This is a genomic window from Mycobacterium celatum (assembly GCF_002101595.1).
Lineage (GTDB): Bacteria > Actinomycetota > Actinomycetes > Mycobacteriales > Mycobacteriaceae > Mycobacterium > Mycobacterium celatum.
Genome location: NZ_LQOM01000016.1, coordinates 159846 through 180353, shown reverse-complemented (window position 1 = coordinate 180353; position 20508 = coordinate 159846). Strand labels below are relative to the sequence as shown.

Here is a 20508-nt window from a genome sequence, read left to right as displayed (position 1 = left end):
ACAGTTCGACCTTGCACCACACAAGGAGAAAACGAAACTTGACAGCCGTCAAGCCCGTCCTGAGGATGGGTTTTAGTGATGGCGGCCACAATCGGTGAGCCACAATCTCCTGAGGAGCGTCGATGGCGACCATCAGCACCCCGCACTACCTGCTCGACCAAGCCAAGCGCCGGCTGACTCCGTCGTTCAACAACTTTCCCGGCATGGCCGCCGTCGAGCGGAAGCTGCTGAAGACCGAGTTTCCGCCGAGAAAGCTCGCCGATCCCCCGCCGGGCAGCGGGCTCAAGCCCGTGATGGGCGATGCCGGGCTGCCGATCCTCGGCCATATCATCGAGATGCTGCGGGGCGGGCCCGACTATCTGATGTTCCTCTACCACACCAGAGGTCCGCTGATATTCGGAGATTCGCCCGTCCTGCCGGGAGTCGCCGCATTAGGACCGGATGCAGCTCAAGTCATTTATTCCAACCGCAACAAGGACTACTCCCAACAAGGCTGGGTTCCGGTGATCGGGCCGTTCTTTCACCGCGGTCTTATGCTGCTCGACTTCGAAGAGCACATGTTCCACCGGCGGATCCTGCAGGAAGCCTTCGTCCGAACACGGCTGGTCGGCTACGTCGAGCAGATGGATCAGGTTGTGTCCCAGGTCATTTCGAACGACTGGGTGTCCAACGACGCGCGCTTCCTGCTCTACCCCGCGATGAAGGAGCTCACTCTCGACATCGCCTCGATGGTGTTCATGGGCCACGAGCCGGGCACCGACCGCGAGCTGGTCACCAAGGTCAACAAGGCCTTCACGATCACCACCCGCGCCGGCAACGCGATCATCCGCACCAGCGTTCCGCCGTTCACCTGGTGGCGAGGACTGCGAGCGCGGCAACTGCTGGAGAACTACTTCGCTGCCCGCGTCAAGGAACGTCGCGGCAAAGAGGGCAACGACCTGCTAACGGTGCTGTGCCAGACCGAGGACGACGACGGCAACAGCTTCTCCGACGACGACATCGTCAACCACATGATCTTTTTGATGATGGCCGCCCACGACACCTCCACGTCGACCGCCACGACGATGGCCTACAACCTGGCCGCCCACCCCGAGTGGCAAGACCGCTGCCGCGACGAGTCGGACCGCCTCGGCGACGGCCCGCTCGACATCGAATCGCTGGAGAAGCTGGAGTCGCTGGATCTGGTGATGAACGAGTCGATCCGGTTGGTGACGCCGGTGCAGTGGGCCATGCGCCAAACCGTGCGCGACACCGACCTGCTCGGCTACTACCTGCCCAAGGGCACCAACGTGATCGCCTACCCCGGCATGAACCATCGGCTGCCGGAGCTCTGGACGGATCCGATGACGTTCGACCCCGAGCGATTCACTGAACCACGCTGTGAGCACAAGCGGCACCGCTATGCGTTCACGCCGTTCGGCGGCGGCGCGCACAAGTGCATCGGAATGACGTTCGGACAGTTGGAGATCAAGACGATCTTGCACCGGCTGCTGCGCCACTACCGACTCGAACTGCCACATCCGGTATACGAGGCGCGCTGGGATTATGCCGGCATGCCCGTGCCGGTGGACGGCATGCCGATCGTGCTGCGCCCGCTGTAGCTTTCGTGCGCAACCCTGGGCGCCGACTGTGCGGTTTTATACGCGACACGCCGACGCGGGCGTATGAATCCGCACAGTCACCCGGATCCGGCCCAACTTGACAGCTGTCAAGTTGGGCCGTCAGGATGGGGCTCAGTGACGGCTGCCACAACCGATAAGGAGCCTCGATGGCGACCATCAGCACCCCGCACTACCTGCTCGACCAGGCCAAGCGCCGCCTGACCCCGACGGTGAACACCATTCCCGGCCTGGGGGTGATCGAGAAGCGGTTGCTGGAGGTCGACTGGAAGCCCAAGAAACTCGCCGAACCGCCGCCCGGGAGCGGATTGAAGCCGGTGATGGGCGATTCCGGGCTGCCGATCCTGGGCCACATCATCGAGTTGTTCCGCGAAGGCCCCGATTTCCCGCTGCACCTGTACCAGACCCGCGGGCCGGTGACCTTTGCCGATTCGCCGATCCTGCCGTCGATCGTCGCGCTGGGCCCCGACGCCACTCAGGCCATCTTCTCCAACCGCAACAAGGACTTTTCGCAGAAGGGCTGGCATCCGGTCATCGGCCCATTCTTCAACCGGGGCCTGATGATGCTCGACTTCGACGAGCACCTCTATCACCGGCGGATCATGCAGGAAGCCTTCACCCGTCCGCGGCTGGCCGGCTACGTCGAGCACATCGACCGGGTGGCGACGGCGGTGGTGGCCGACTGGCCGACCAACGACGCGCGCTTCCTGTTCCACCCGGCGATGAAGGAGCTCACCCTCGACATCGCCTCGATGGTCTTCATGGGTCACGAGCCGGGCACCGACCATGAGCTGGTCACCAAGGTGAACAAGGCCTTCACCACCACCACCCGGGCCGGCGGCGCGATCATCCGCACCAGCGTCCCGCCGTTCAAGTGGTGGCAGGGACTTCGGGCCCGCAAGGTGCTCGAGGACTACTTCACCGAGCGGGTCGCCGAGCGCCGCAAGGCCGAGGGCAACGACATGCTCACGGTGTTGTGCCATACCGAGGACGAGGACGGCAACAGCTTCACCGACACCGACATCGTCAACCACATGATCTTTTTGATGATGGCCGCCCACGACACCTCCACGTCGACGACCACGACGATGGCCTACAACCTCGCCGCCCACCCCGAGTGGCAAGACCGCTGCCGCGACGAGTCGACGCGCCTGGGCGACGGCCCGCTCGACATCGAGGCGCTGGAGAAGCTGGAGACGCTGGACCTGGTGATGGACGAGTCGCTGCGGCTGGTGACCCCGCTGCCGTTCAACATGCGCCAAACCGTGCGCGACACCGACCTGCTGGGCTATTACGTGCCGGCCGGCACCAACGTGGTGACCTGGCCGGGAATGAATCACTGGCTGCCCGAGCTGTGGACCGAACCGCGCAAGTTCGACCCCGAGCGGTTCACCGAACCACGCAGCGAGCACAAGAAGCACCGCTACGCGTTCGCCCCGTTCGGCGGCGGCGCGCACAAGTGCATCGGGATGGTGTTCGGCCGGCTGGAGGTCAAGACCGTCGTGCACCGGCTGCTGCGCCGTTATCGGCTGGAGCTACCGCGGCCCGGCTACCAGCCACGGTGGGACTACGGCGGGATGCCGATCCCGATGGACGGGATGCCGATTGTGCTGCGCCCGCTGTAAGGGCTAGCCGTACAGCCGGTTGGCGCACGCGATCACGGCGCGCAGGGCGGACTGCGTCGCGTCGTCCGACCAGCCCATCGCCCACTCGGCCCGGGTGCCGTCGCTGCCCCGGATGAACGTGGCGATGCTGTCGTCCGAGCGCAGTTGGTGGAATCGCAGCATTTCGACTGCGATGCCGTGCTTGTAGAGCATCTCGGTCAGCGCGGCGACCGGGCCGGTCGCGGTGGCGGTCACGGTCTCGATGCGGTCACCGAAGCCGAGCGTGGCCCGAAACGTGCGGGCCTGCGGTCCCAGTCGAGTGGCGGGCCGCTCGGGGTCGGCGCATTCCCACTGGCCCAGCCGCACCGGGCCCGAGCTCGGTGCATAGGTGGCGGCGAAGGTGCTCCACGACATGGTCTCGGCGTCCTCCCGGAGTCCGCCCGGCAGCGAAACGCCATGGAAACGACGATCGATGCGAGCCGTATGTGGTTCGGGGATTGCCATGTGCGGTCTTCTCTGGTCTGAGGGAGTGACCGACGGGTAGTAGCTTCCGACCCACAGCGGGGGGTCGGTCTTGGATCAGACCCCGCTGCGGGTGCTGGCTACTACGAGAAGATGCTGCACGATCGCCGAGACTAGCCGCTGGTGCGGGGGCGCTGCAAGTTCATTACGCGGGCTGCCCGGACACCTCTTGGAGAGCCTCCCGCAGCAACCCGCGCACCGCGTCGGCGATGTCGTCCAGCCCAGGTTCCTTGGTCACGTCGACCATCAGCCGCGGGTCCATGGCGTCGACGATGATGGTCTCGGGTGCGTCCGGGTCGCGGCGCACCACCACATTGCACGGCAGCAACACCCCGATCTGCCGGCAGACGTTGACGGCCTGGTGCGCGAACCGCGGATTGCACGCGCCCAGAATCAGGTAGTCCTCTATGTCCTCGCCGAGCTTGGCTTTCAGTGTCGCCTTCACGTCGATTTCGGTGAGGACGCCAAAACCCTTCTGCGCGAGCGCTTCCCGGGTGCGGGCGACAGCGTCGTCGAATGAGGTGTGCAGGGTGGTCGATAGCGCGATGCTCACGGCCGACTCCTCTCTTCTACGCCGAGCCGAAGGTACGCCTGGATGGTCGTTCCGGTGGCAGTCGCGTGGGTACGCACCAGGTCCGCCACTGTGTTGACCAGGAACAGCCCGCGGCCGGCGAGGCCGTCGGCGGTCGGGGGGCGACGCCCGGCCAGCGGATCGTCGAGCCGGCCGGCATCGCTGGCCTCGCAAACGATATGGCCCTTGTACTGCCAGAAGGCCAGCCGGCATACGCCACCGGTGTGCTGCAGGCTGTTGGTCGCCAGCTCGGTGGCAATCAGCTGCAGGCTCGCGATGCCCTCCGGCGACAGGCCCAGCCACCGCGCATAGCGGGCGGCAAAGGACCGCGCCGCACTTAGATCCGCCAACTCTCGCACCGTGTAGGCGACTGCCATCGTGTCGCTGGGTAGCGGCCGGTTGTAGCGGGCCAGAGCTTCGTCGGGCGCATAGTCGGCGTTGCGGTCCACCGTCCCGTCCCGCCATAGCAGCGGGTGGGTGCTGCGCGCGTCGGCAAGAACCTCCTGGTCGAGCCCGCAGGCGTCGTAGGGACACAGCGCCGTCACCTCGCGGCCGGCGAACAGCGTATTGGCCAGCGCCTCGTTCTCTACGCAACCGGGGTATTCGTCGGCGCTGCGACCGGGCCACACCGGCTCACCGACCATGCGCACCCGCCGATCGCGGTGCTTCTCGGCGAAGGCGCTCATCGCGCCCATGGCGCGGGCCGGGTTGCGCCCGACGTCGCCCATGTCGGCCATCGTCACCTTGGCGCAGGCCTCGCCCAATCCGTCGCGAAGCAAGCCCAGGTGGCGGGCGGGGACGGCGACCAATACCGGCTCGCCGCGGCGCAATCCGTCCAGGATGAACGGCACCACCCCGGCGAGGTATTCGCGTTCGCCGCGGTAGAACAGCGCGGAATGCATGAAGCCCGCCGAGTCGACGTGTGGCTGATGCACAATTGCCACCTCGATCGCGTTGCCGGTACCCCTGCCGGGGGTGAGACTACCCGGCTCGCCCACCGTCATAAACCGCTAAAGCCACCACGACGCCGCGGCATCCAGGTGACGCCGGACACGATGGCGGGCCAGGCTGTCGTCGCCGTCCGCGATCGCCTCGATGATCCGCCGGTGCGCGTGTTGGACGTCGGCGAAATCGTTGCGGCTCGGTAGCTTCTGCTCGGTGGCTGCCCACTGGCGCCGGAACAGCTCGACGAGGATCCGTAGGAACAAATCCAGCACCGCGTTGCCGGCCAGCTGCGCCATCCCGCTGTGAAACAGAAACTCTTCCATGCCGGCCTTGCGCGGGTCGTCGCCGGTTTCCTCGATGAGCTGTCGGTGCGTGTCGAGAAAGGCCCGCACTTCCCCGGTGTCGTGTCTGCCGACAACCTTTGCCACGTTGTCTATTTCGATGGCATCGCGCACCAGGCGCAGGTCGTCGCTGTTGGGTTGACGGTATTGCAGGTACAGCGCGATGGCGTCAATGCTGGCCTGTGCCTGTGGTTTTCCCACCACCAGGCCGCCGCCGGGCCCCCGGCGCATTCGCGCGATGGCATGGTATTCCAGCAGCCGCACCGCTTCGCGCAGCACCGAGCGGCTGACTCGATAGCGTTCCAGCAACTGGGCCTCGGTGGCGAAGATGGAACCGACCTGCCAGCCGCTGGCGGCGATGTCGTCGCGGATCGCGGCCGCCACCACCTCGGCGCGCTTGGCCGCTGTGGTATCGGGGGTCGGTCTGCGCGGCCGAGACGGCTTGCGGTGTCGCCGCAGCCATGTCGTCACCGATTCGATGTGGCGTTCGCTGAGCGTCTGGGCGCGCGCCGAGTCGCCGGCCGTGACGGCGGCGACGATCTCGGCGTGCTCGGTGCGCGTCCGGTCCAGCGCCGCAGGGTCCGCACGCGAACCGCGGGCAAATTGCGCCGTCAGCCGCATCAGGATGTCGATAAACAGTTGCAGCGCTGGGTTTTTGGATTGCTCGGCCAGCGCCGTGTGGAATTCGCGCTGCGACGCCGTCGACAGCACGGCGCGCAACCGTGCGATGCCAGCCTCGTCGATCCGCTCGGCGGCGAGCACCGCCGCCAACGGCTCGAGCAGCAGGCGCGCGTTCAGCAGAACGTCGATCGTGGTGCCCTGGTACTCCAGGTAGATGACGACGGCCTTGGTTGCCGCGGCGGCGTCCGGCTCGCAGATCAGCAGTCCCCCGCCGGGTCCGCGGCGCATCCGCGCGACTTGATGATGCTCGACCAGTCGCACGGCTTCCCGCAGTACCGATCGGCTGACCTGATAGCGCTCTTGCAGTGCCTGCTCGGATCCCAGCGATTCGCCGATCGGCCAGCCGCGGCGAATGATGTCGGCCTCGATGCGCCGGGCGATCTGGGCAGCCCGCTTGTCGAGACGTGGTTGCGCAGTCAATTGCACAGCGCCCCAACGGTACTCAGCATGTCAGCAGCATGCAGCCAGCGATCGGGCCGCCGCCCGCGGCGACAACCGCCACCTGCGGGCGCCGGGGCACCTGCCTGTCGCCCGCCTGCCCGCGCAGCTGCAGGCAGGCTTCGTGCAGCACCCAGTACCCGTGCATGCGCCCGGCCGACAGTTGACCGCCGTAGGTGTTCAGCGGCAACACGCCGTCGCGGGCTATTCGCTCGGCGCCCTCGACAAACGGGCCGGCCTCGCCGTCACCGCAGAGGCCCAATGCTTCCAGCCACGCCAGGGTGAGAAACGTGAAGCCGTCATATAACTCGGCGATCTCGATATCGGCCGGCGCCAGGTAGGTCCGCGACCACATCTGCGCAGCCGCGTCGGTAGCCGCCATCCTCGGGTAGTCGGGGCGGTGAAACCAGCCACCGGCACCGTCGGACCCGCCGATGGCCTCCACCGCGACCGGCGGCTGCGGGCAGTCGCCGGCGTACTCCGCGGCCGACACCACCACGGCGATCGAGCCGTCCACGGGAACGTCGCAATCCAACAGCCCGAACGGCGAGGAGACCGGCCGCGCGGCCAGGTAGTCGGCCATGGTGAGCGGTTCGCGGTACACCGCAAGCGGATTCAACGCGGCGTTGCGCCTGCTGTTGATCGCCAGCCAGCCCAGCTGCTCCTTGGTGGTTCCGTAGAGGTGCATGTGTCGGCGGCAGTGCATCGCCAGCCAGTTGGCCGCCGAATAAGCATGCACGGCAAGGAGTTCCGGGATGTCGTCCATTCCACCGATGCTGGGCTGTTCGCCCTGCGCGCCGGCCGGCATTGAGCCGCCGATCATCTGGACCGTCCGATAGACCAGCACATGGCGGGCCCGCTTCTCGGACACCGCCCGACAGGCCGCCATCACCGGCGTCAGCAGGCCGGCAGCGCCGAACCCGGACTTGTAGTCGACTGCGTCGATGCCGAGCGCGGCGGTGACTTCGGGCACCGGGGTATCGCCGAGGCTGGCGACGCCGTCGATGTCGGCGGCGGTCAGCCCCGCGTCGGCGATGGCTGCGCGCGCCGCCTCGCAGCTGAGGTCCAGGCCGGGAATGCCGGTGCGACGGCCGATTCGGGAGATGCCGATTCCCGACAGGATCGCGTGCTTCTCGAAGTGTCGGCTTGCCACCAAAAGAGTGTACTGTATTGCCCGTGTCGGACCGGAGGTTACTAGTCGAGCATTGCGACGAATGCGCCCGCTGGGTACATCCCCCGGCCGGCGCCTGCCCGGATTGCGGCGGCCCACTTGCCGGGCGGCCGGTATCCGGGCGCGGCACGGTGTTCACCTACACGGTCAACTTCCACCCGTACAACCCCGACATACCGACCCCGTATGTGATTGCGATCGTCGAGCTGGACGAGCCGCGGGGGCTTCGGCTAGCGGTCAATATCGTTGACTGCGAACCCGATTCGGTGCGGTGCGGAATGCCGGTCGAGGTGCGACCGGCTGCGCGAGCAGACGCAGAATCGCACTCGCGCAGCGGTTTTGATGCGATTCCGCGTCTGCTCGCGGTGCCTACGGCTACTTGATCAGCGGGTCACGCGGCATTCCGAGAATCCGCTCGGCGATCTGGTTGCGGGTGACCTCCGAGGTGCCGCCGGCGATGGCCATGCCACGCGCGCCCATCAGCATCCGGCCGACCAGCCCGCCCGGCCCGTCGGCCAAGGCGATCTCGGGTCCCAGCAGCGCCGCCCCGATCGCGGCCCCCTCCCCCATGTGCTCGGCGAGCGTGAGTTTGGTGATGTTGCCCTCCGGTCCGGGGCCCGCTCCCTCGATACTGCGTGCGGCGCGGCGCAGGTTCAGCAGCCGCAGCGCGTGTTCACCTGCGAGGAAGGCACCGACACGAACAGTCGCGCCCGCCAACCGATCTGCGTGCTGCTGCGCCAGCGCCACCAGTTGCGCGCCCACACCCTGGTAGTACGACGTGCCGCCGCCGATGCTGACCCGCTCGTTGCCCAACGTCGCCCGCGCCACCGTCCATCCGGTGTTGGGCTCGCCGACGACGTCCTCGTCGGGAACGAAGACGTCGTTGAAGAACACCTCGTTGAAGTCGGAGCCTCCGGTGATTTGCCGCAGCGGCCGCACCTCGACGCCGGGTGCCTTCATGTCGACGATCACCGTGGTGATGCCGGCGTGCTTGGGGGCGTCGGGATCGGTACGCACGGTGGCCAGGCCGCGACGGCAGTAGTGCGCGCCGCTGGTCCACACCTTCTGCCCGTTGATCTTCCAGCCGCCGTCGACCCGGGTAGCCCGGGCCTTGATGCCCGCCGCGTCCGATCCGGCGTCGGGCTCGGAGAAGAGCTGGCACCAGACCTCCTCTTGACGCAGCGCCTTCTCGACGAATCTTTCGATCTGCGACGGGGTTCCGTGCTGGATGAGCGTCAGGATGACCCATCCGGTGATCTGGTAGTCCGGCCGCTTGATGCCCGCCGCGGCGAACTCCTGCTCGATCACCAGTTGCTCGACAGCGTCGGCAGCAAGACCCCACGGCTTGGGCCAGTGCGGCATCACGTAGCCGGTCGCAATCAGCCGGTCCAGCTGCCCCTTCTTGTCCAGTGCGGCGATCTCGGCAGCATCGGCACGCACCCGGCCGCGCAGTTCTTCGGCTTCGGGCGGTAGATCCAGGCTGTTGGTCCGGGTGACCCCGGCCGCGGTGCGATCGAAGACGTCCTGGGCGGGCGCGTCGCCGCCGAACAGCGCCCGGGCGGTCAGTGCGCGGCGCAGATGCAGATGCGCGTCGTGCTCCCAGGTGAATCCGATACCGCCGTGCACCTGGATGTTCAGTTCGGCGTTGCGCGCGTAGGCCGGGAACGCCAGCGTGCCGGCGACGGCGGCGACCAGCCGGAACTGTTCTTCGTCTTCGCCAGCGGCCCGCGAGGCGTCCCACACCGCGGCGGTCGCCGACTCGGCGTCCACCAGCATGTTGGCGCAATGATGCTTCACTGCTTGGAAAGTGGCGATGGTACGGCCGAACTGCTGGCGGACTTTTGCGTAGTCGACCGCGGCGTCGACGCAATCCGACGCTCCGCCAACGGCTTCGGCGGCTAGCAGCGTGCGGGCCCGGGCCAGGGCGGATTCCCGGGCGCCCGGCAGGATGTCGTCGTCGCCGACGCGGACGTTTCGCAGATTGACCCGTCCGGAGCGTCTAGTCGGATCGAGGTTGTCTGGCACTTCGATCGACAAACCGTCACGTCCGCGGTCCAGCAGCAGCACGTCGTCGCCCGCGGCGATCAGCAGCAGCTCGCCGAGACCGGCGCCGAAGACGATTCCGGCGTCGCCGCTGGCGACTCCGCCGTCGACCCGGACGTCACCGCCCAGACCGACACCGGCGACGACGGTGCCGTCGATCAGCCCGGGCAGCAGCCGCGCCTTCTGCTCGTCGGTGCCGTCCTTGGCGATGACGGCCGAGGCGATCACGGTCGGCACGAACGGTCCCGGCGCCACCGCGCGGCCCAATTCTTCGATCACCACGACAAGTTCGGGCAGGCCGTATCCCGAACCGCCGTGCTCCTCGTCGATGTGCAGGCCGAGCCAGCCGAGCTCGACGAGGTCCTGCCAGAACGGCGGGCGGGACTCGTCGGCCGAATCCAGCAGCGAGCGCGCCGCCCAGCGCGCCTTCTGTGAAGTCAAGAATGCACGGGCCACCTCGGCGAGTTCGCGATGGTCGTCGGTCAATGCGATACCCATCAGGGGGCCTCCTCGTCGATGTGCGCCGAGTAATAGAGTGTACTTAATCGGGCCGCGAGACAGACGCCTGGGCTGTATCCAAGGCGCGACCACCGCCCTCGCGTCTGTCTCGCGGCCAATCCGGTTACTTAGGCGCGAACCGCTGGCCGGCGTCCAGGCGCAGGCACTGGCCGTTGAGCATCGGGTTGTCCACGATGGCCGCGACCAGCTTGGCGTATTCCTCCGGGCGGCCCAGCCGCTTGGGGAACGCCGCGTCCTTGGTCAGCGCGGTGGCGTACTCGTCGGGAATGCCTTTGGTGAGCCCGGTCGCGAACAGGCTGGGCGCAATCGCGAGCACCCGGATGCCCATCGATCCGAGGTCACGCGCCATGGTCAGGCACATGCCGGCGATGCCGGCTTTGGCCGCGGTGTAGGCGACTTGCCCGATCTGGCCTTCGAACGCCGCGATCGAGGCGGTGTTGATGATGACGCCGCGCTCTCCGGTTTCTTCGGGGTCCTCGGGCTCGTTCTTGGCCATGTGCGCGGCCGCCAGCCGGCTGATGTTGAACGTGGCGACGAGATTGAGATCGATCACCGATTGGAAGGATTCGAGATCGTGCGGGCCGGACTTGGACAGCGTCCGCTTGGCGATACCGCCGCCGGCCGTCGTGACCACCACGTGCAGGCCGCCGAGCGCGTCGACCGCCGCCTGCAGCGTCTCCTCGGTGCCGGCGAAGTCGGTCACGTCGACCGGATAGAACGTGCCGCCTCCTTTGAGGCCCGCGGCCACCTCCTTGCCGTCGGAGCCCTCGCGGTCGAGCACCGCGACGCTTGCCCCTCGCTCGGCCAGCAGTTCTGCGGTGGCGCGCCCCATCCCCGACGCGCCGCCGATGACGACCACCTTCTTGCCGTTGATCTCCATTCAAACCTCCTCGTTGAGTTGCGGCGATCGCAAGCGCGGCGAAGCCGGGCGCCAGGCGCGCACCTGATCGCCGCCAATTGAGCTTGCCCATGAACGCTATCGCGAAGCCGCACACAGTTCTCGGGCAGGCCAACCTCGGGCGCCGACGACGCGGAAACCACGACGGGCGAATTCGGATTACGCGTCGGCAATTTCAAGAAGCACACAACGCGGGCCCCTATTCGCGGCCGTGTACAGTGGAGATCCGGATGTGTTTCGTGCATCCATCTGAATGAGAGAAGTAAATCGATATGACACAGGGAACTGTGAAATGGTTCAACAGCGACAAGGGCTTTGGCTTTATCGCCCCTGACGGCGGCGCAGAGGACGTATTCGTCCACTATTCCGAAATCACCGGAGCTGGCTTTCGGACGCTCGAGGAGAACCAGCGTGTCCAGTTCGAAATCGGGCAGGGCGCAAAAGGACCCCAGGCGATCGGCGTCAGCTCGGTCTGACCTCTAAGTACCGCATGGCCCGGCGGGCTGCAATCCGTCAGGCCATGCGGTTTCTTTCTGGCTGGCAACAAGTTCGGCGCCGGGGTTCGACGAGGCACGTTCTGCGCGCGCGCAGCGCACGATGCAGTCGGCGCTACGGAACGCCCGGCCGGTTCGTTCACTCTCCGGTACCGGTAGCGCGGCCGCCAGGCGTAACACCATCATCGCAAGGGCAGCCGTCGTCCGCGAGGGCACAACCAGCACCTTCGCACAACCGCGCCCACCGGTGACCACCATCAGACGCTGTTGGCCCTGGCGGCGACCCGGAACCGACAATGCCCCGCTGAACTGCACAGAGTCCAGATCCGGCGAACCGTCCGTCGTCGACCAATTGATGCTGATATCGACAATTTCACCCAGTCGTCCATGCAGCGCGTCGATCACCTCAGGCAGCTCTCGAGCCAGGTTCGCCGTATGTGGCCACCACGCCCCGTCGACGTCCCCACCCAGCTCAGACGCCAGGGTGAGCCGAACCGGGCTGGCCAGCCGTCGCGCCGCGCCGACGCTCACGACGTGGGTTTCTGTTCTCCCGGAACTTCCGCCGCAGACCGGTCGGAAAACACCGGGTACTCCGATGGCCGGGCCGAGTCATCTCGTGGCGAAACGGTTTCACGACTTGTGATGTGGGAGAACAGGTTCGAATAATCCATGGGCATTTCCTTCAAGTTCGGGGCCGGCCGGCACACGCTGACGCGAACCGGCCGAAAGAAATTAGGTCGCGCAGTAATCGCCAATTAATCACGATGCGGCCTGCTTTTGACCATACGCCTGCTGCAAGAAGCCCCTGTCGGCGGTGCGTGCGAAGCTGAACTGTGCTCCTCATCGACGTCGCCAGCACCTCGGCTGAGGTGGGCGGCGCCTCGGCGCGGCGCGGCAAGATCGGGCGGATCGCCGATCTGCTGAGCCGCCTCAAGACCGAACCCCAACTGGTCACCATCGTCGTCTCATGGCTTTCCGGAGAATTGCCGCAACGCCAAATCGGTGTCGGCTGGGCCGGCTTGCGCTCGTTACCCGCCGCCGCCGCACAGCCAAGGCTGACTGTCGTAGACGTCGACAGCGCCTTCTCGGTGATACGCGCGACTTCAGGACCGGGATCGCAGGCCCGTCGGGCTGCCCTGGTCTCGGGGCTCTTCGCTGCCGCCACCGACACCGAGCAGACCTTTCTTCGCAGGTTGCTGACGGGCGAGCTGCGCCAGGGCGCGCTGGCCGGCGTGATGGCCGACGCCGTCGCCCAGGCCGCACAGCTTCCGGCCGCCGTTGTTCGGCGCGCGGCGATGCTCGGCGGAGATCTGCCCGCCGTGGCCGCCGCAGCCCTGACCGGCGGCGCGGCGGCGCTGGATGCCTTCACACTGACAGTTGGCCGACCGGTCGGCCCGATGCTGGCGCAGACCGCGGCCAGTGTCGCCAATGCGCTTGAAAGACTCGGCGGCACAGCGGTTTTCGAGGCAAAGCTGGATGGCGCGCGGGTGCAGATCCACCGGGCCGGCAACCAGGTGACCGTCTACACCCGTAGCCTCGACGATGTCACGGCCCGGCTGCCCGAGGTGGTCGAGGCGACGCTGGCGCTGCCGGTCACCGAACTGATCGCCGACGCGGAGGCCATCGCCCTGCGGCCCGACAACCGACCTCAGCCCTTTCAGGTGACCGGGTCGAGGTTCGGCCGCTCGGTCGACGTGGCGGCGGCTCGCGCGGCGCACGAGTTGTCGGTGTTCTACTTCGACGTGTTGCACCGCGACGGTGTCGACCTGCTCGACGCGCCGACCACCGAGCGCATCGCTGTCCTCGACGACATCGCGCCTGCGGAAAACCGGGTCGATCGGTTGATCACCGCCGACCCGGCGGCAGCGGCCGACTTCCTGGACGCGACGCTGGCCGCCGGGCATGAAGGCGTGATGGCCAAGTCGCCGTCGGCGCCGTACGAGGCCGGGCGCCGCGGGGCCGGCTGGCTCAAGGTCAAACCCGTGCACACCCTCGACCTGGTGGTCCTGGCCGTCGAGTGGGGGTCTGGGCGCCGCAGCGGCAAGCTCTCGAACATCCACCTGGGTGCCCGTGATCCGGCGACCGGCGGCTTTGTGATGCTGGGGAAGACGTTCAAGGGCATGACCGACGCCATGCTGGACTGGCAGACCGCGCGATTCCGGGAACTGGCCGTGGGCACCACCGATGGTTACGTGGTGCAAGTGCGGCCCGAACAGGTGGTCGAGATAGCGTTCGACGGGCTGCAACGCTCGTCGCGCTATCCCGGTGGGCTTGCCCTGCGCTTCGCCCGGGTGCTGCGCTACCGCGACGACAAGGGCCCCGCCGACGCCGACACCATCGACACGGTGCGCGCCCTCTACGACCAAAGTCGCTGACGCGGGCGCGTTTTCACAGCCGGCGCACAGGTCCGGCTCATCAGGTAGAAAGTCTGGACCGGTGTGATCGGAGACCGGTCGACACTGTGCCGGGCCCAAATAACGGGCTTGGTCGTCGATTCCTAGCAGAATGCCCTTATGCAGGACGACCGGACGCAGCCAAGATTGCCCTGGTTTCAGTAACGACCCGATCGAAAGGTCCAGGTGTTCACCCGCGAACCGCAGTCGGACGTCGCGCCGTGCGACACCGCCACCACCCGCGAGCGGCGGCTGATCCTGGCCCGGCGTGCGGCAGTGATGGTGTGGGCCCTTGTCGTGGTGTATCGGACACTGACCGCCGGTCTGGCCTTCAACCGCGAACTGCTGCTGCTCTACATCGCCACCGGGCTGATCGCGGCAAGCATCGGCCGCCCCCGCCAGGTACTCGGCGTCGTTCGGGACTGGCTGCCGTTTGCGCTTGTCCTGTTGCTGTACGACCTCAGCCGGGGCGCGGCCGGCCTGGTGGGCGCACCCACGCTGTGGCAGTTCCAGCCCGCGGCGGACCGGTGGCTGTTCTTCGGCACCGAGCCGACGGTGTGGTTGCAGGAACACCTCAAGATGCCGAAACCGCCCTGGTGGGAAGTGGTGATCAGCGGTGTCTACATGTCGTTCTTCGTGCTGCCGTACGTGGTCGCCGGTGTGCTCTGGCTGCGCAATCGTGACGACTGGGCGGCGTTCGTCCGGCGGTTCGTCGCGTTGTCATTCGCGTCGCTGATCGGTTATGTCCTGCTGCCCTCGGCGCCGCCGTGGGCCGCCGCCCGCTGTACCGCCGACGACGTCGCCGGTGGCCCGTCCAACCCGCCGTGCATGTTTCGCAGCCCCGCCGGGGTTCCCGACGGCGGGCTGCTGGGCGCGATGCACACCCACCAGGCCGGTGCCCATCCCTTTGTGGAGCGGATCTCCACCCGCGGGTGGGGCACCCTGCACCTGCAGTCGGCGGGCGCGCTGGTGGACTCCGGGCAGGCCAGCGTGAACCTGGTGGCGGCCATCCCCTCGCTGCACGCCGGATTGTCGGCGATGGTCGCGGTGTTCCTGTGGCGGCGCGTGAAGCCGTGGTGGCGTCCGCTGCTGGTCGGCTACGTGCTGGTGATGGCCTTCACGTTGGTGTATTCGGCCGAGCACTACGTCATCGACATCCTGCTGGGATGGGCGCTTGCCGCGATCGTGATGCTGGTGGTCGCCCGGCTCGAGTCGTGGTGGTCGCGACGGCGATCAGCCGGCGTCGAGCCAGCGGCCGATCTCGGCGGCGGCCTCGCCGTAGAAGGTCCGGTAGACGCGGTCGGCGACGTAGCCGATGTGCGGGGTGGCCACAACACCGTCCATAAAGCGCAGTGGATGATCGGCCGGCAGCGGCTCGGTGTCGAAGACGTCGAGGCCGACGCCCGGGAGCCGGTGGGAGCGCAACGCGTCGATCAGGGCCGCCTCGTCGACGATGGGGCCGCGCGAGGTGTTGACTAGCAGCGCCGTCGCCTTCATCAGGCCCAACTCTGCGGCGCCGACCAGCCCGCGGCTGCGCCCGCTGAGCACCAGATGGATGGTCAGCACGTCGGCGCGGCCGAACAACTCGTCTTTGGTGACGTAGGTTGCCCCGGCCTGCGCGGCAGCCTCGGGGGTCAGGTTGGTGCTCCACGCGATGACGTCCATGCCGAAGGCCGCCCCGACCCGCGCCACCCGGCTCCCGATTCGGCCCAACCCGAGCACACCTAGCACCGCCCCGCCCAGTTGGCGGCCGACCGCCGTCTGCCAGCCGCCGGCGCGCACCGAGAGGGTTTCGTCGACGATCCGGCGGGCCGCGGCCAGGATCAGCGCCCAGGTCAACTCGACCGTGGACTCGATGTAGCCGCCCGTGGTGCTCACGTGGATGCCGCGTTCTTTGGCCGCCGCGACGTCGATAGCTGCATTGAATGGCCCGGTGGATGCGATCATCCTCAGCCGCGGAAGGCGCTCGATGATACTGCGCGGCAAGGGGGTTCGCTCCCGCATCACGCATACGACGTCGAACGGCGCCAACCGTTCGACGACGGCGTCGGGATCGGCGACGTGGTCGGTGAAGACGGTGATGTCGGCGTGCGCCGCCACCTGCGACCAGTCGGCCATGCTCAGCGCGACGTTCTGGTAGTCGTCGAGGATCGCGACCTTCACTGTGTCAATGTCGCATACCCGAGGGCTTATCAGGCCGACGCGGTCCAGTGTTCGCCGAAGGCGCTGCCCGCGGCGGGTTCGTTGACGCCAAAGACGAAGGGCGCGAACACAACCTCGCGGTCATCGGGATCGCGGTAGATGACCGCCCCGGTCGCCGCCCAGTAGGGGTGCGAGTCCACCGGCTGCATTCCCGCCGCCCGCAGCCGGGCCGTCGCTCGGTGTTGCGCCGCGGCGTCGGGAAAGTACAGGCACAGCTGCTCGTGGCTGTCGACGGGGATGTCCCCGGTGGCTTCGACGATTTCGAAGGTGACGGCGGACCCGGGCATTCCGAACACCGCGCCGGTGCTGCCGTAGCTGTCCTTGAACGTCGCGCACAACGGCAGCCCGACGAGGTCGTGGTAGAACCCGACGGTCTGATCGAAATGGGCGGAGCGACGGGCGAAGCGAACAGCGCCTATCGGGGCCAGCTGCTCGGGCCAGCCCGCCGCTCTCGGGGTGAATGTGTTCATGCGTCGACGCTAGGACCTCAACCATAGTTCAGGTCAAGCATCGCGTTGTTTTAACTGGCGACGGTCGGGTGTAAGGGAATCGGGTCAGCGCAGCTGTTGAACACGGATCATGTTGCCTGCGGGATCGCGGAGGGCGAAGTCGCGCACCCCGTACGGCTGCTCGGTCGGCTCCTGCACGATCTCGACGTTGCCGGCCTGCAGCTGCTCGAAGGCGCCATCGAGGTCCTTGGTGGCCAGCAGCAGCATGCCGTAGTTGCCCTTGGCCATCATCTCGGCGATGACGCAGCGCTCTTGGTCGGTGAGGCCGGGGGTGGCGGCCGGCGGGTACAAGACGATGGACGTGTCGGGCTGGTTGGGCGGGCCGAGCGTGATCCAGCGCATCGTGCCGCCACCGACGTCGAGGCGAACCTCGAAGCCGAGGGCGTCGCGATAGAAGGCCAGGGATTCTTCCGGGTCGTCGTGCGGCAGGAAGCTCGAGTGAATGCTGATGTCCATGGCGCTCACGCTAGGTGCAGCGCGGTAATTGGGGCTTCTCGATTCCTGATCGGTCTGGTCACCTGCTTTTCGATGCACGACGGCATACCCTCGCTCAGCCCCGCTGTCCGTTGCCGATAAACGCTGGGCGGCATGCCAACCAGCTCGGCGAAACGGGTGCTGAACGTGCCCAGCGAGGAGCAGCCGACTGCAAAACACACCTCGGTGACGCTCAGATCACCCCGACGCAGCAGCGCCATCGCCCGCTCGATGCGACGGGTCATCAAATAGGAATACGGCGACTCGCCGTAGGCGAGCTTGAACTGACGGCTGAGGTGGCCGGCCGACATGTTCACTCCAAGTGCGAGCGCCTCGACATTCAGCGGGCGCGCGTATTCGCGGTCGATTCGGTCGCGGACGCGGCGCAGCAGCTTGAGGTCATGCAGGCGCTGGGCTGAGGCCGCTCGCGGAGTCACGGGCGGATCTTACCGCGCGGCCTCGCCGAAGGTGGTTGCACGCCAGCAACACTCGCTTCACCAATAGTGACAGCGCGCAGGGGGAGCCACGGCGTCAAAAGCGTCAACGTCGCCACCGCGCCACCTTTTCAGCGCGGCATGCAGATCACGGCGATCGCCGTGGCGAGCGATGCGGTGCTCAGCGCGATGTTGAGGCCCCGCATGGCACATCCAGCATGAACAGACGTTGGTGCCGGTGAAGCGGAATTCCCAACGACATTCGGCGATTCGACGGTTGTTACGTCGATCGGGCAGATCGCATAAAGCATGGCCAGGCGCGTGGACGGGCTTCGCGAGGAGATCGCCTCGGGCGATTTTCACCCAGAACGGGGCATGGGCGTCGGTACGTGACACAAGCTCCTCCGGGAGACAGGCGCGCTAGCCTGCGTAACCCGGATGGCACGCAAACTATCGCGACGGTTTCTCCCGTCTCGCAAACATCGCACTCATGCGGTCAACCTCGCGTCTCTGTACCGAAATTCGGCACCTCGTACCATAGCAACCCGCCGGCTCGTGACGCCCGACGCTGTAGCCAGCGCATGGTCGTCAGCGAACCTTAGGGTTGGGTCGCGTGCTACGCGCGTAGTACGCTGGGCTCTGTGTTTGGTGAAGTGATGTGGACCGAGGACTCCGAGGCTCACATCGCCTGCCACGGTATTCAGGCTGCGGAGGTGGAGCAGGCGCTCTACAGCCGACCAAGGTTGAGGACCGCAGGACGACACGGAACGACATTGGTCCTGGGCACCAGCGATGAAGGACGGCACCTTACTAGTTGTCGTATCCGAGGCCGCGGATGGTCGCGACTTCGTCGTCACCGCCCGCGACATGACCAATAGCGAAAAGCGCCTGTTCCACGAGAGGGACACTAACGATGAACAACAACGACCTCAACGAGCTTCGCGAGTATTACGACAACACCGATGTCACCAGCGAATTCGCCAACGCCGAACTGGATCTGCGCACGACAGACGAGGTCATGGTTTCGACATCGATCCGACTGCCCCAGTCGTTGGTCGACAAGGTAAGAGAACAGGCGGCCACCCTGGGGATCCCGGCGACCACGCTGATGCGGCAGTGGGTCATCGAAAAGGCAACGACACCGCCAAAAACTGCTGTCGTATCCGTCGCCGAGCTGGAGCGGTTCATCGCCGAGCACAATCGGCCCGTCGCATCCTAGGCAGTGATCGCAGCCGAGCCGGCCGGGGAATTCCGATGGGTGGAGCTAAGGGGACTCGAACCCCTGACCCCCACACTGCCAGTGTGGTGCGCTACCAGCTGCGCCATAGCCCCATGAAGTTGCCCATCGAAGCTACACCACCAGCAACTTGCGTTCAAAGCCGCTGATCGGCGTCCTAGCGTGTCGGGTCGAATTCGCGCAACGCGGCGGGCTGCTTGCCGGTGGTGATCCGCTCGGCCAGCAGTCGACCGGTCACCGGGCCGTGTGTCATTCCCCACATGCCGTGCCCGCCGGCGACGAAGACGCCGCCAGACACCTGGCCCACCAGCGGACGACCGTCCGGGGTCAGCGGACGCGGGCCAACCCATTCCTCGCTGCGTTCCTCCCAGCGGACCCCGTCGAAGTACGGGCGTGCCGACTCGGCGATGGCGTCGACCCGCGCGGTAGAGACCGGCGCGTCGGGATCCCGCAACTCCATCGTCCCGGTGACTCGCAGCTTGCCGTTCAACGGCGTGCACGCCACCCGTGCATCGGGGAGGTGGACCGGGCCGAGAACCGGGCGGTCCACCGGCACCGTGAACGAATAGCCGCGGCCGGCCTGAACCGGCACCCGAACCCACCGCCCGACCAGCCGTGACAACCAGGCGCCCGTCGCGATCACGGCAACGTCGGCGGTCAACCACGAGCCGCTGCGGGGTGGCAGGGTGACGCCGTCGGCTCCGCCCACCACATCGGTGATTTCCTCGGGGAGCAGCGTCGCGCCGCGTTCGACGACCGAGCGGCCCAGCGCCTGCACGAAACGGCCCGGGTCGAGGAATCGCTGACCGTTGACCTGGATGCCGACGGCGGCCGCATCCGATGCCAGCGGAACCTGTTCGCGCAGTGCGGCACCCGTCAACTCGGTGATCGACGCGGATTGCCCGCCGGCGCCCTGAAAGCGCTGCAGCTCCTCCAGTAGCTCTTCGGCGTCACGAGAAGTTCGGAACAGCGCAGTGACCGGCGCCTCGTTGAGCGGCGCGTCGACACCGTTGGCCACCAGCACGTCGTAGGCCTCGACGCAGTCAGCACTCAACGCCAGATTGGCGCGCACCGCCCGAGTCCACCCCGAACTGCGGGAGTTCGCCGCGAAGCGCACCAGGAAACGCCAGAGCGAAGGATCGGCGCTCATTCGAATACGCAGTGGCGCAGAGGGTTTCAGCAGCGAACGCAGCGCGTAGCGCAGCAGGTGCGGCTCGTTGAGCGGAATGGTCAGCGCAGGCGCGATATAGCCCGCGTTGCCCCACGACGCGCCCGCAGCCACGCCGACGCGATCGACCACCGTGACGTTCACGCCGCGCTCTTGCAGAAACCACGCCGTCGACAACCCCACGATGCCGGCGCCCACCACGATCGCCGAGCGGGGCCGTCCGTCAGTCATCACAAGTCCATGGT

The 20508-nt window shown here is 67.0% G+C and carries 19 protein-coding genes, 1 tRNA gene and 1 pseudogene; 7 read left to right on the top strand and 14 right to left on the bottom strand.

Annotated elements, in window-relative coordinates; genetic code table 11:
* The first annotated feature begins 122 nt into the window (after window positions 1–122).
* Window positions 123–1601, top strand: coding sequence for a cytochrome P450 (locus AWB95_RS04620; RefSeq protein ID WP_062540234.1), 1479 nt, complete (start codon window positions 123–125; stop codon window positions 1599–1601).
* Window positions 1602–1768: 167 nt separating this feature from the next.
* Window positions 1769–3244, top strand: a complete 1476-nt coding sequence (locus AWB95_RS04615) for a cytochrome P450 (RefSeq protein WP_062539686.1) — start codon at window positions 1769–1771, stop codon at window positions 3242–3244.
* A 3-nt stretch (window positions 3245–3247) separates the two neighbouring features.
* Here the strand turns inward: AWB95_RS04615 and AWB95_RS04610 are convergent, their stop codons facing one another.
* The 5 genes from AWB95_RS04610 to AWB95_RS04590 all read right to left on the bottom strand — a co-directional run bounded on the left by AWB95_RS04610 (window position 3248) and on the right by AWB95_RS04590 (window position 7874).
* On the bottom strand, window positions 3248–3727 hold the full coding sequence (locus AWB95_RS04610) for a hypothetical protein (protein WP_062539685.1): 480 nt from the start codon (window positions 3725–3727) through the stop codon (window positions 3248–3250).
* A gap of 163 nt (window positions 3728–3890) precedes the next feature.
* Window positions 3891–4298 (bottom strand): DUF302 domain-containing protein, encoded by a 408-nt coding sequence (locus tag AWB95_RS04605; protein WP_062539684.1) that lies wholly within the window; start codon window positions 4296–4298, stop codon window positions 3891–3893.
* Complete coding sequence (locus AWB95_RS04600) at window positions 4295–5218, bottom strand: anti-sigma factor RsbA family regulatory protein (protein ID WP_062539688.1); 924 nt, start codon at window positions 5216–5218, stop codon at window positions 4295–4297. Before AWB95_RS04600 ends, AWB95_RS04605 begins: the two co-directional genes overlap by 4 nt.
* 108 nt (window positions 5219–5326) lie before the next feature.
* Window positions 5327–6664 carry a FadR/GntR family transcriptional regulator gene (locus tag AWB95_RS04595; RefSeq protein ID WP_428838828.1) on the bottom strand — a complete coding sequence of 446 codons (1338 nt, stop codon included), beginning with the start codon at window positions 6662–6664 and terminating at the stop codon, window positions 5327–5329.
* A gap of 61 nt (window positions 6665–6725) precedes the next feature.
* The gene (locus tag AWB95_RS04590) at window positions 6726–7874 is read right to left on the bottom strand and encodes a thiolase family protein (RefSeq protein ID WP_062539683.1); all 1149 of its coding nucleotides are present in this window, start codon (window positions 7872–7874) and stop codon (window positions 6726–6728) included.
* A 23-nt stretch (window positions 7875–7897) separates the two neighbouring features.
* Between AWB95_RS04590 and AWB95_RS04585 the strand changes: the two genes are divergently transcribed.
* Window positions 7898–8275 carry a Zn-ribbon domain-containing OB-fold protein gene (locus AWB95_RS04585; protein ID WP_084707074.1) on the top strand — a complete coding sequence of 126 codons (378 nt, stop codon included), beginning with the start codon at window positions 7898–7900 and terminating at the stop codon, window positions 8273–8275.
* Here the strand turns inward: AWB95_RS04585 and AWB95_RS04580 are convergent.
* Together AWB95_RS04580 and AWB95_RS04575 are read right to left on the bottom strand one after the other, a co-directional pair.
* On the bottom strand, window positions 8268–10433 hold the full coding sequence (locus tag AWB95_RS04580; protein WP_062539682.1) for an acyl-CoA dehydrogenase family protein: 2166 nt from the start codon (window positions 10431–10433) through the stop codon (window positions 8268–8270). The two genes, AWB95_RS04585 and AWB95_RS04580, sit on opposite strands and share 8 nt — an antisense overlap.
* A 124-nt stretch (window positions 10434–10557) precedes the next feature.
* A complete protein-coding gene (locus AWB95_RS04575; protein WP_062539681.1) occupies window positions 10558–11334 on the bottom strand; it encodes an SDR family NAD(P)-dependent oxidoreductase in 777 nt (258 codons plus the stop codon).
* Window positions 11335–11624: 290 nt separating this feature from the next.
* Here AWB95_RS04575 and AWB95_RS04570 point away from each other — a divergent pair, with 290 nt between their 5' ends.
* Complete coding sequence (locus tag AWB95_RS04570) at window positions 11625–11828, top strand: cold-shock protein (RefSeq protein ID WP_062539680.1); 204 nt, start codon at window positions 11625–11627, stop codon at window positions 11826–11828.
* Between the two features lie 3 nt (window positions 11829–11831).
* Here the strand turns inward: AWB95_RS04570 and AWB95_RS04565 are convergent, their stop codons facing one another.
* Window positions 11832–12377, bottom strand: coding sequence for a DUF5994 family protein (locus AWB95_RS04565; RefSeq protein WP_232315652.1), 546 nt, complete (start codon window positions 12375–12377; stop codon window positions 11832–11834).
* A gap of 302 nt (window positions 12378–12679) precedes the next feature.
* On the opposite strand from AWB95_RS04565, the gene AWB95_RS04560 reads away from it, so the two are divergent.
* The gene (locus AWB95_RS04560; protein WP_062539679.1) at window positions 12680–14221 is read left to right on the top strand and encodes an ATP-dependent DNA ligase; all 1542 of its coding nucleotides are present in this window, start codon (window positions 12680–12682) and stop codon (window positions 14219–14221) included.
* A gap of 204 nt (window positions 14222–14425) precedes the next feature.
* Window positions 14426–15544, top strand: a pseudogene (locus AWB95_RS04555) (phosphatase PAP2 family protein); the annotation flags it as partial.
* Here AWB95_RS04555 and AWB95_RS23590 read toward each other — a convergent pair.
* The 4 genes from AWB95_RS23590 to AWB95_RS04535 form a co-directional block, all read right to left on the bottom strand.
* Window positions 15473–16357: a D-2-hydroxyacid dehydrogenase family protein gene (locus AWB95_RS23590; RefSeq protein ID WP_139818457.1), complete on the bottom strand. Its 885-nt coding sequence runs from the start codon at window positions 16355–16357 to the stop codon at window positions 15473–15475. The pseudogene AWB95_RS04555 and the gene AWB95_RS23590 overlap by 72 nt on opposite strands.
* Window positions 16358–16431: 74 nt before the next feature.
* Entirely contained in the window at window positions 16432–16911 is a 480-nt protein-coding gene (locus AWB95_RS04545) for a VOC family protein (RefSeq protein ID WP_062539678.1), read from the bottom strand.
* Window positions 16912–16995: 84 nt separating this feature from the next.
* Entirely contained in the window at window positions 16996–17406 is a 411-nt protein-coding gene (locus AWB95_RS04540) for a VOC family protein (RefSeq protein WP_062539677.1), read from the bottom strand.
* 5 nt (window positions 17407–17411) lie between these two features.
* A complete protein-coding gene (locus tag AWB95_RS04535) occupies window positions 17412–17861 on the bottom strand; it encodes a helix-turn-helix transcriptional regulator (RefSeq protein WP_062539676.1) in 450 nt (149 codons plus the stop codon).
* Window positions 17862–18771: 910 nt separating this feature from the next.
* Here AWB95_RS04535 and AWB95_RS04530 point away from each other — a divergent pair.
* Window positions 18772–19077 carry a CopG family antitoxin gene (locus tag AWB95_RS04530; RefSeq protein ID WP_062539675.1) on the top strand — a complete coding sequence of 102 codons (306 nt, stop codon included), beginning with the start codon at window positions 18772–18774 and terminating at the stop codon, window positions 19075–19077.
* Between the two features lie 40 nt (window positions 19078–19117).
* Here the strand turns inward: AWB95_RS04530 and AWB95_RS04525 are convergent.
* A tRNA-Ala gene (locus AWB95_RS04525) sits at window positions 19118–19190 on the bottom strand.
* A gap of 62 nt (window positions 19191–19252) precedes the next feature.
* A complete protein-coding gene (locus tag AWB95_RS04520) occupies window positions 19253–20494 on the bottom strand; it encodes an NAD(P)/FAD-dependent oxidoreductase (RefSeq protein ID WP_085167716.1) in 1242 nt (413 codons plus the stop codon).
* Window positions 20495–20508: the final 14 nt, after the last annotated feature.

Coding starts and splice junctions, on each gene's coding strand:
- AWB95_RS04620 (WP_062540234.1), top strand. CDS start 123: ATGGCGACCATCAGCACCCCGCACTACCTGCTCGACCAAGCCAAGCGC.
- AWB95_RS04615 (WP_062539686.1), top strand. CDS start 1,769: ATGGCGACCATCAGCACCCCGCACTACCTGCTCGACCAGGCCAAGCGC.
- AWB95_RS04610 (WP_062539685.1), bottom strand. CDS start 3,727: ATGGCAATCCCCGAACCACATACGGCTCGCATCGATCGTCGTTTCCAT.
- AWB95_RS04600 (WP_062539688.1), bottom strand. CDS start 5,218: ATGCATTCCGCGCTGTTCTACCGCGGCGAACGCGAATACCTCGCCGGG.
- AWB95_RS04580 (WP_062539682.1), bottom strand. CDS start 10,433: ATGGGTATCGCATTGACCGACGACCATCGCGAACTCGCCGAGGTGGCC.
- AWB95_RS04575 (WP_062539681.1), bottom strand. CDS start 11,334: ATGGAGATCAACGGCAAGAAGGTGGTCGTCATCGGCGGCGCGTCGGGG.
- AWB95_RS04570 (WP_062539680.1), top strand. CDS start 11,625: ATGACACAGGGAACTGTGAAATGGTTCAACAGCGACAAGGGCTTTGGC.
- AWB95_RS23590 (WP_139818457.1), bottom strand. CDS start 16,357: ATGGCCGACTGGTCGCAGGTGGCGGCGCACGCCGACATCACCGTCTTC.
- AWB95_RS04545 (WP_062539678.1), bottom strand. CDS start 16,911: ATGAACACATTCACCCCGAGAGCGGCGGGCTGGCCCGAGCAGCTGGCC.
- AWB95_RS04540 (WP_062539677.1), bottom strand. CDS start 17,406: ATGGACATCAGCATTCACTCGAGCTTCCTGCCGCACGACGACCCGGAA.
- AWB95_RS04530 (WP_062539675.1), top strand. CDS start 18,772: ATGAACAACAACGACCTCAACGAGCTTCGCGAGTATTACGACAACACC.
- AWB95_RS04520 (WP_085167716.1), bottom strand. CDS start 20,494: ATGACTGACGGACGGCCCCGCTCGGCGATCGTGGTGGGCGCCGGCATC.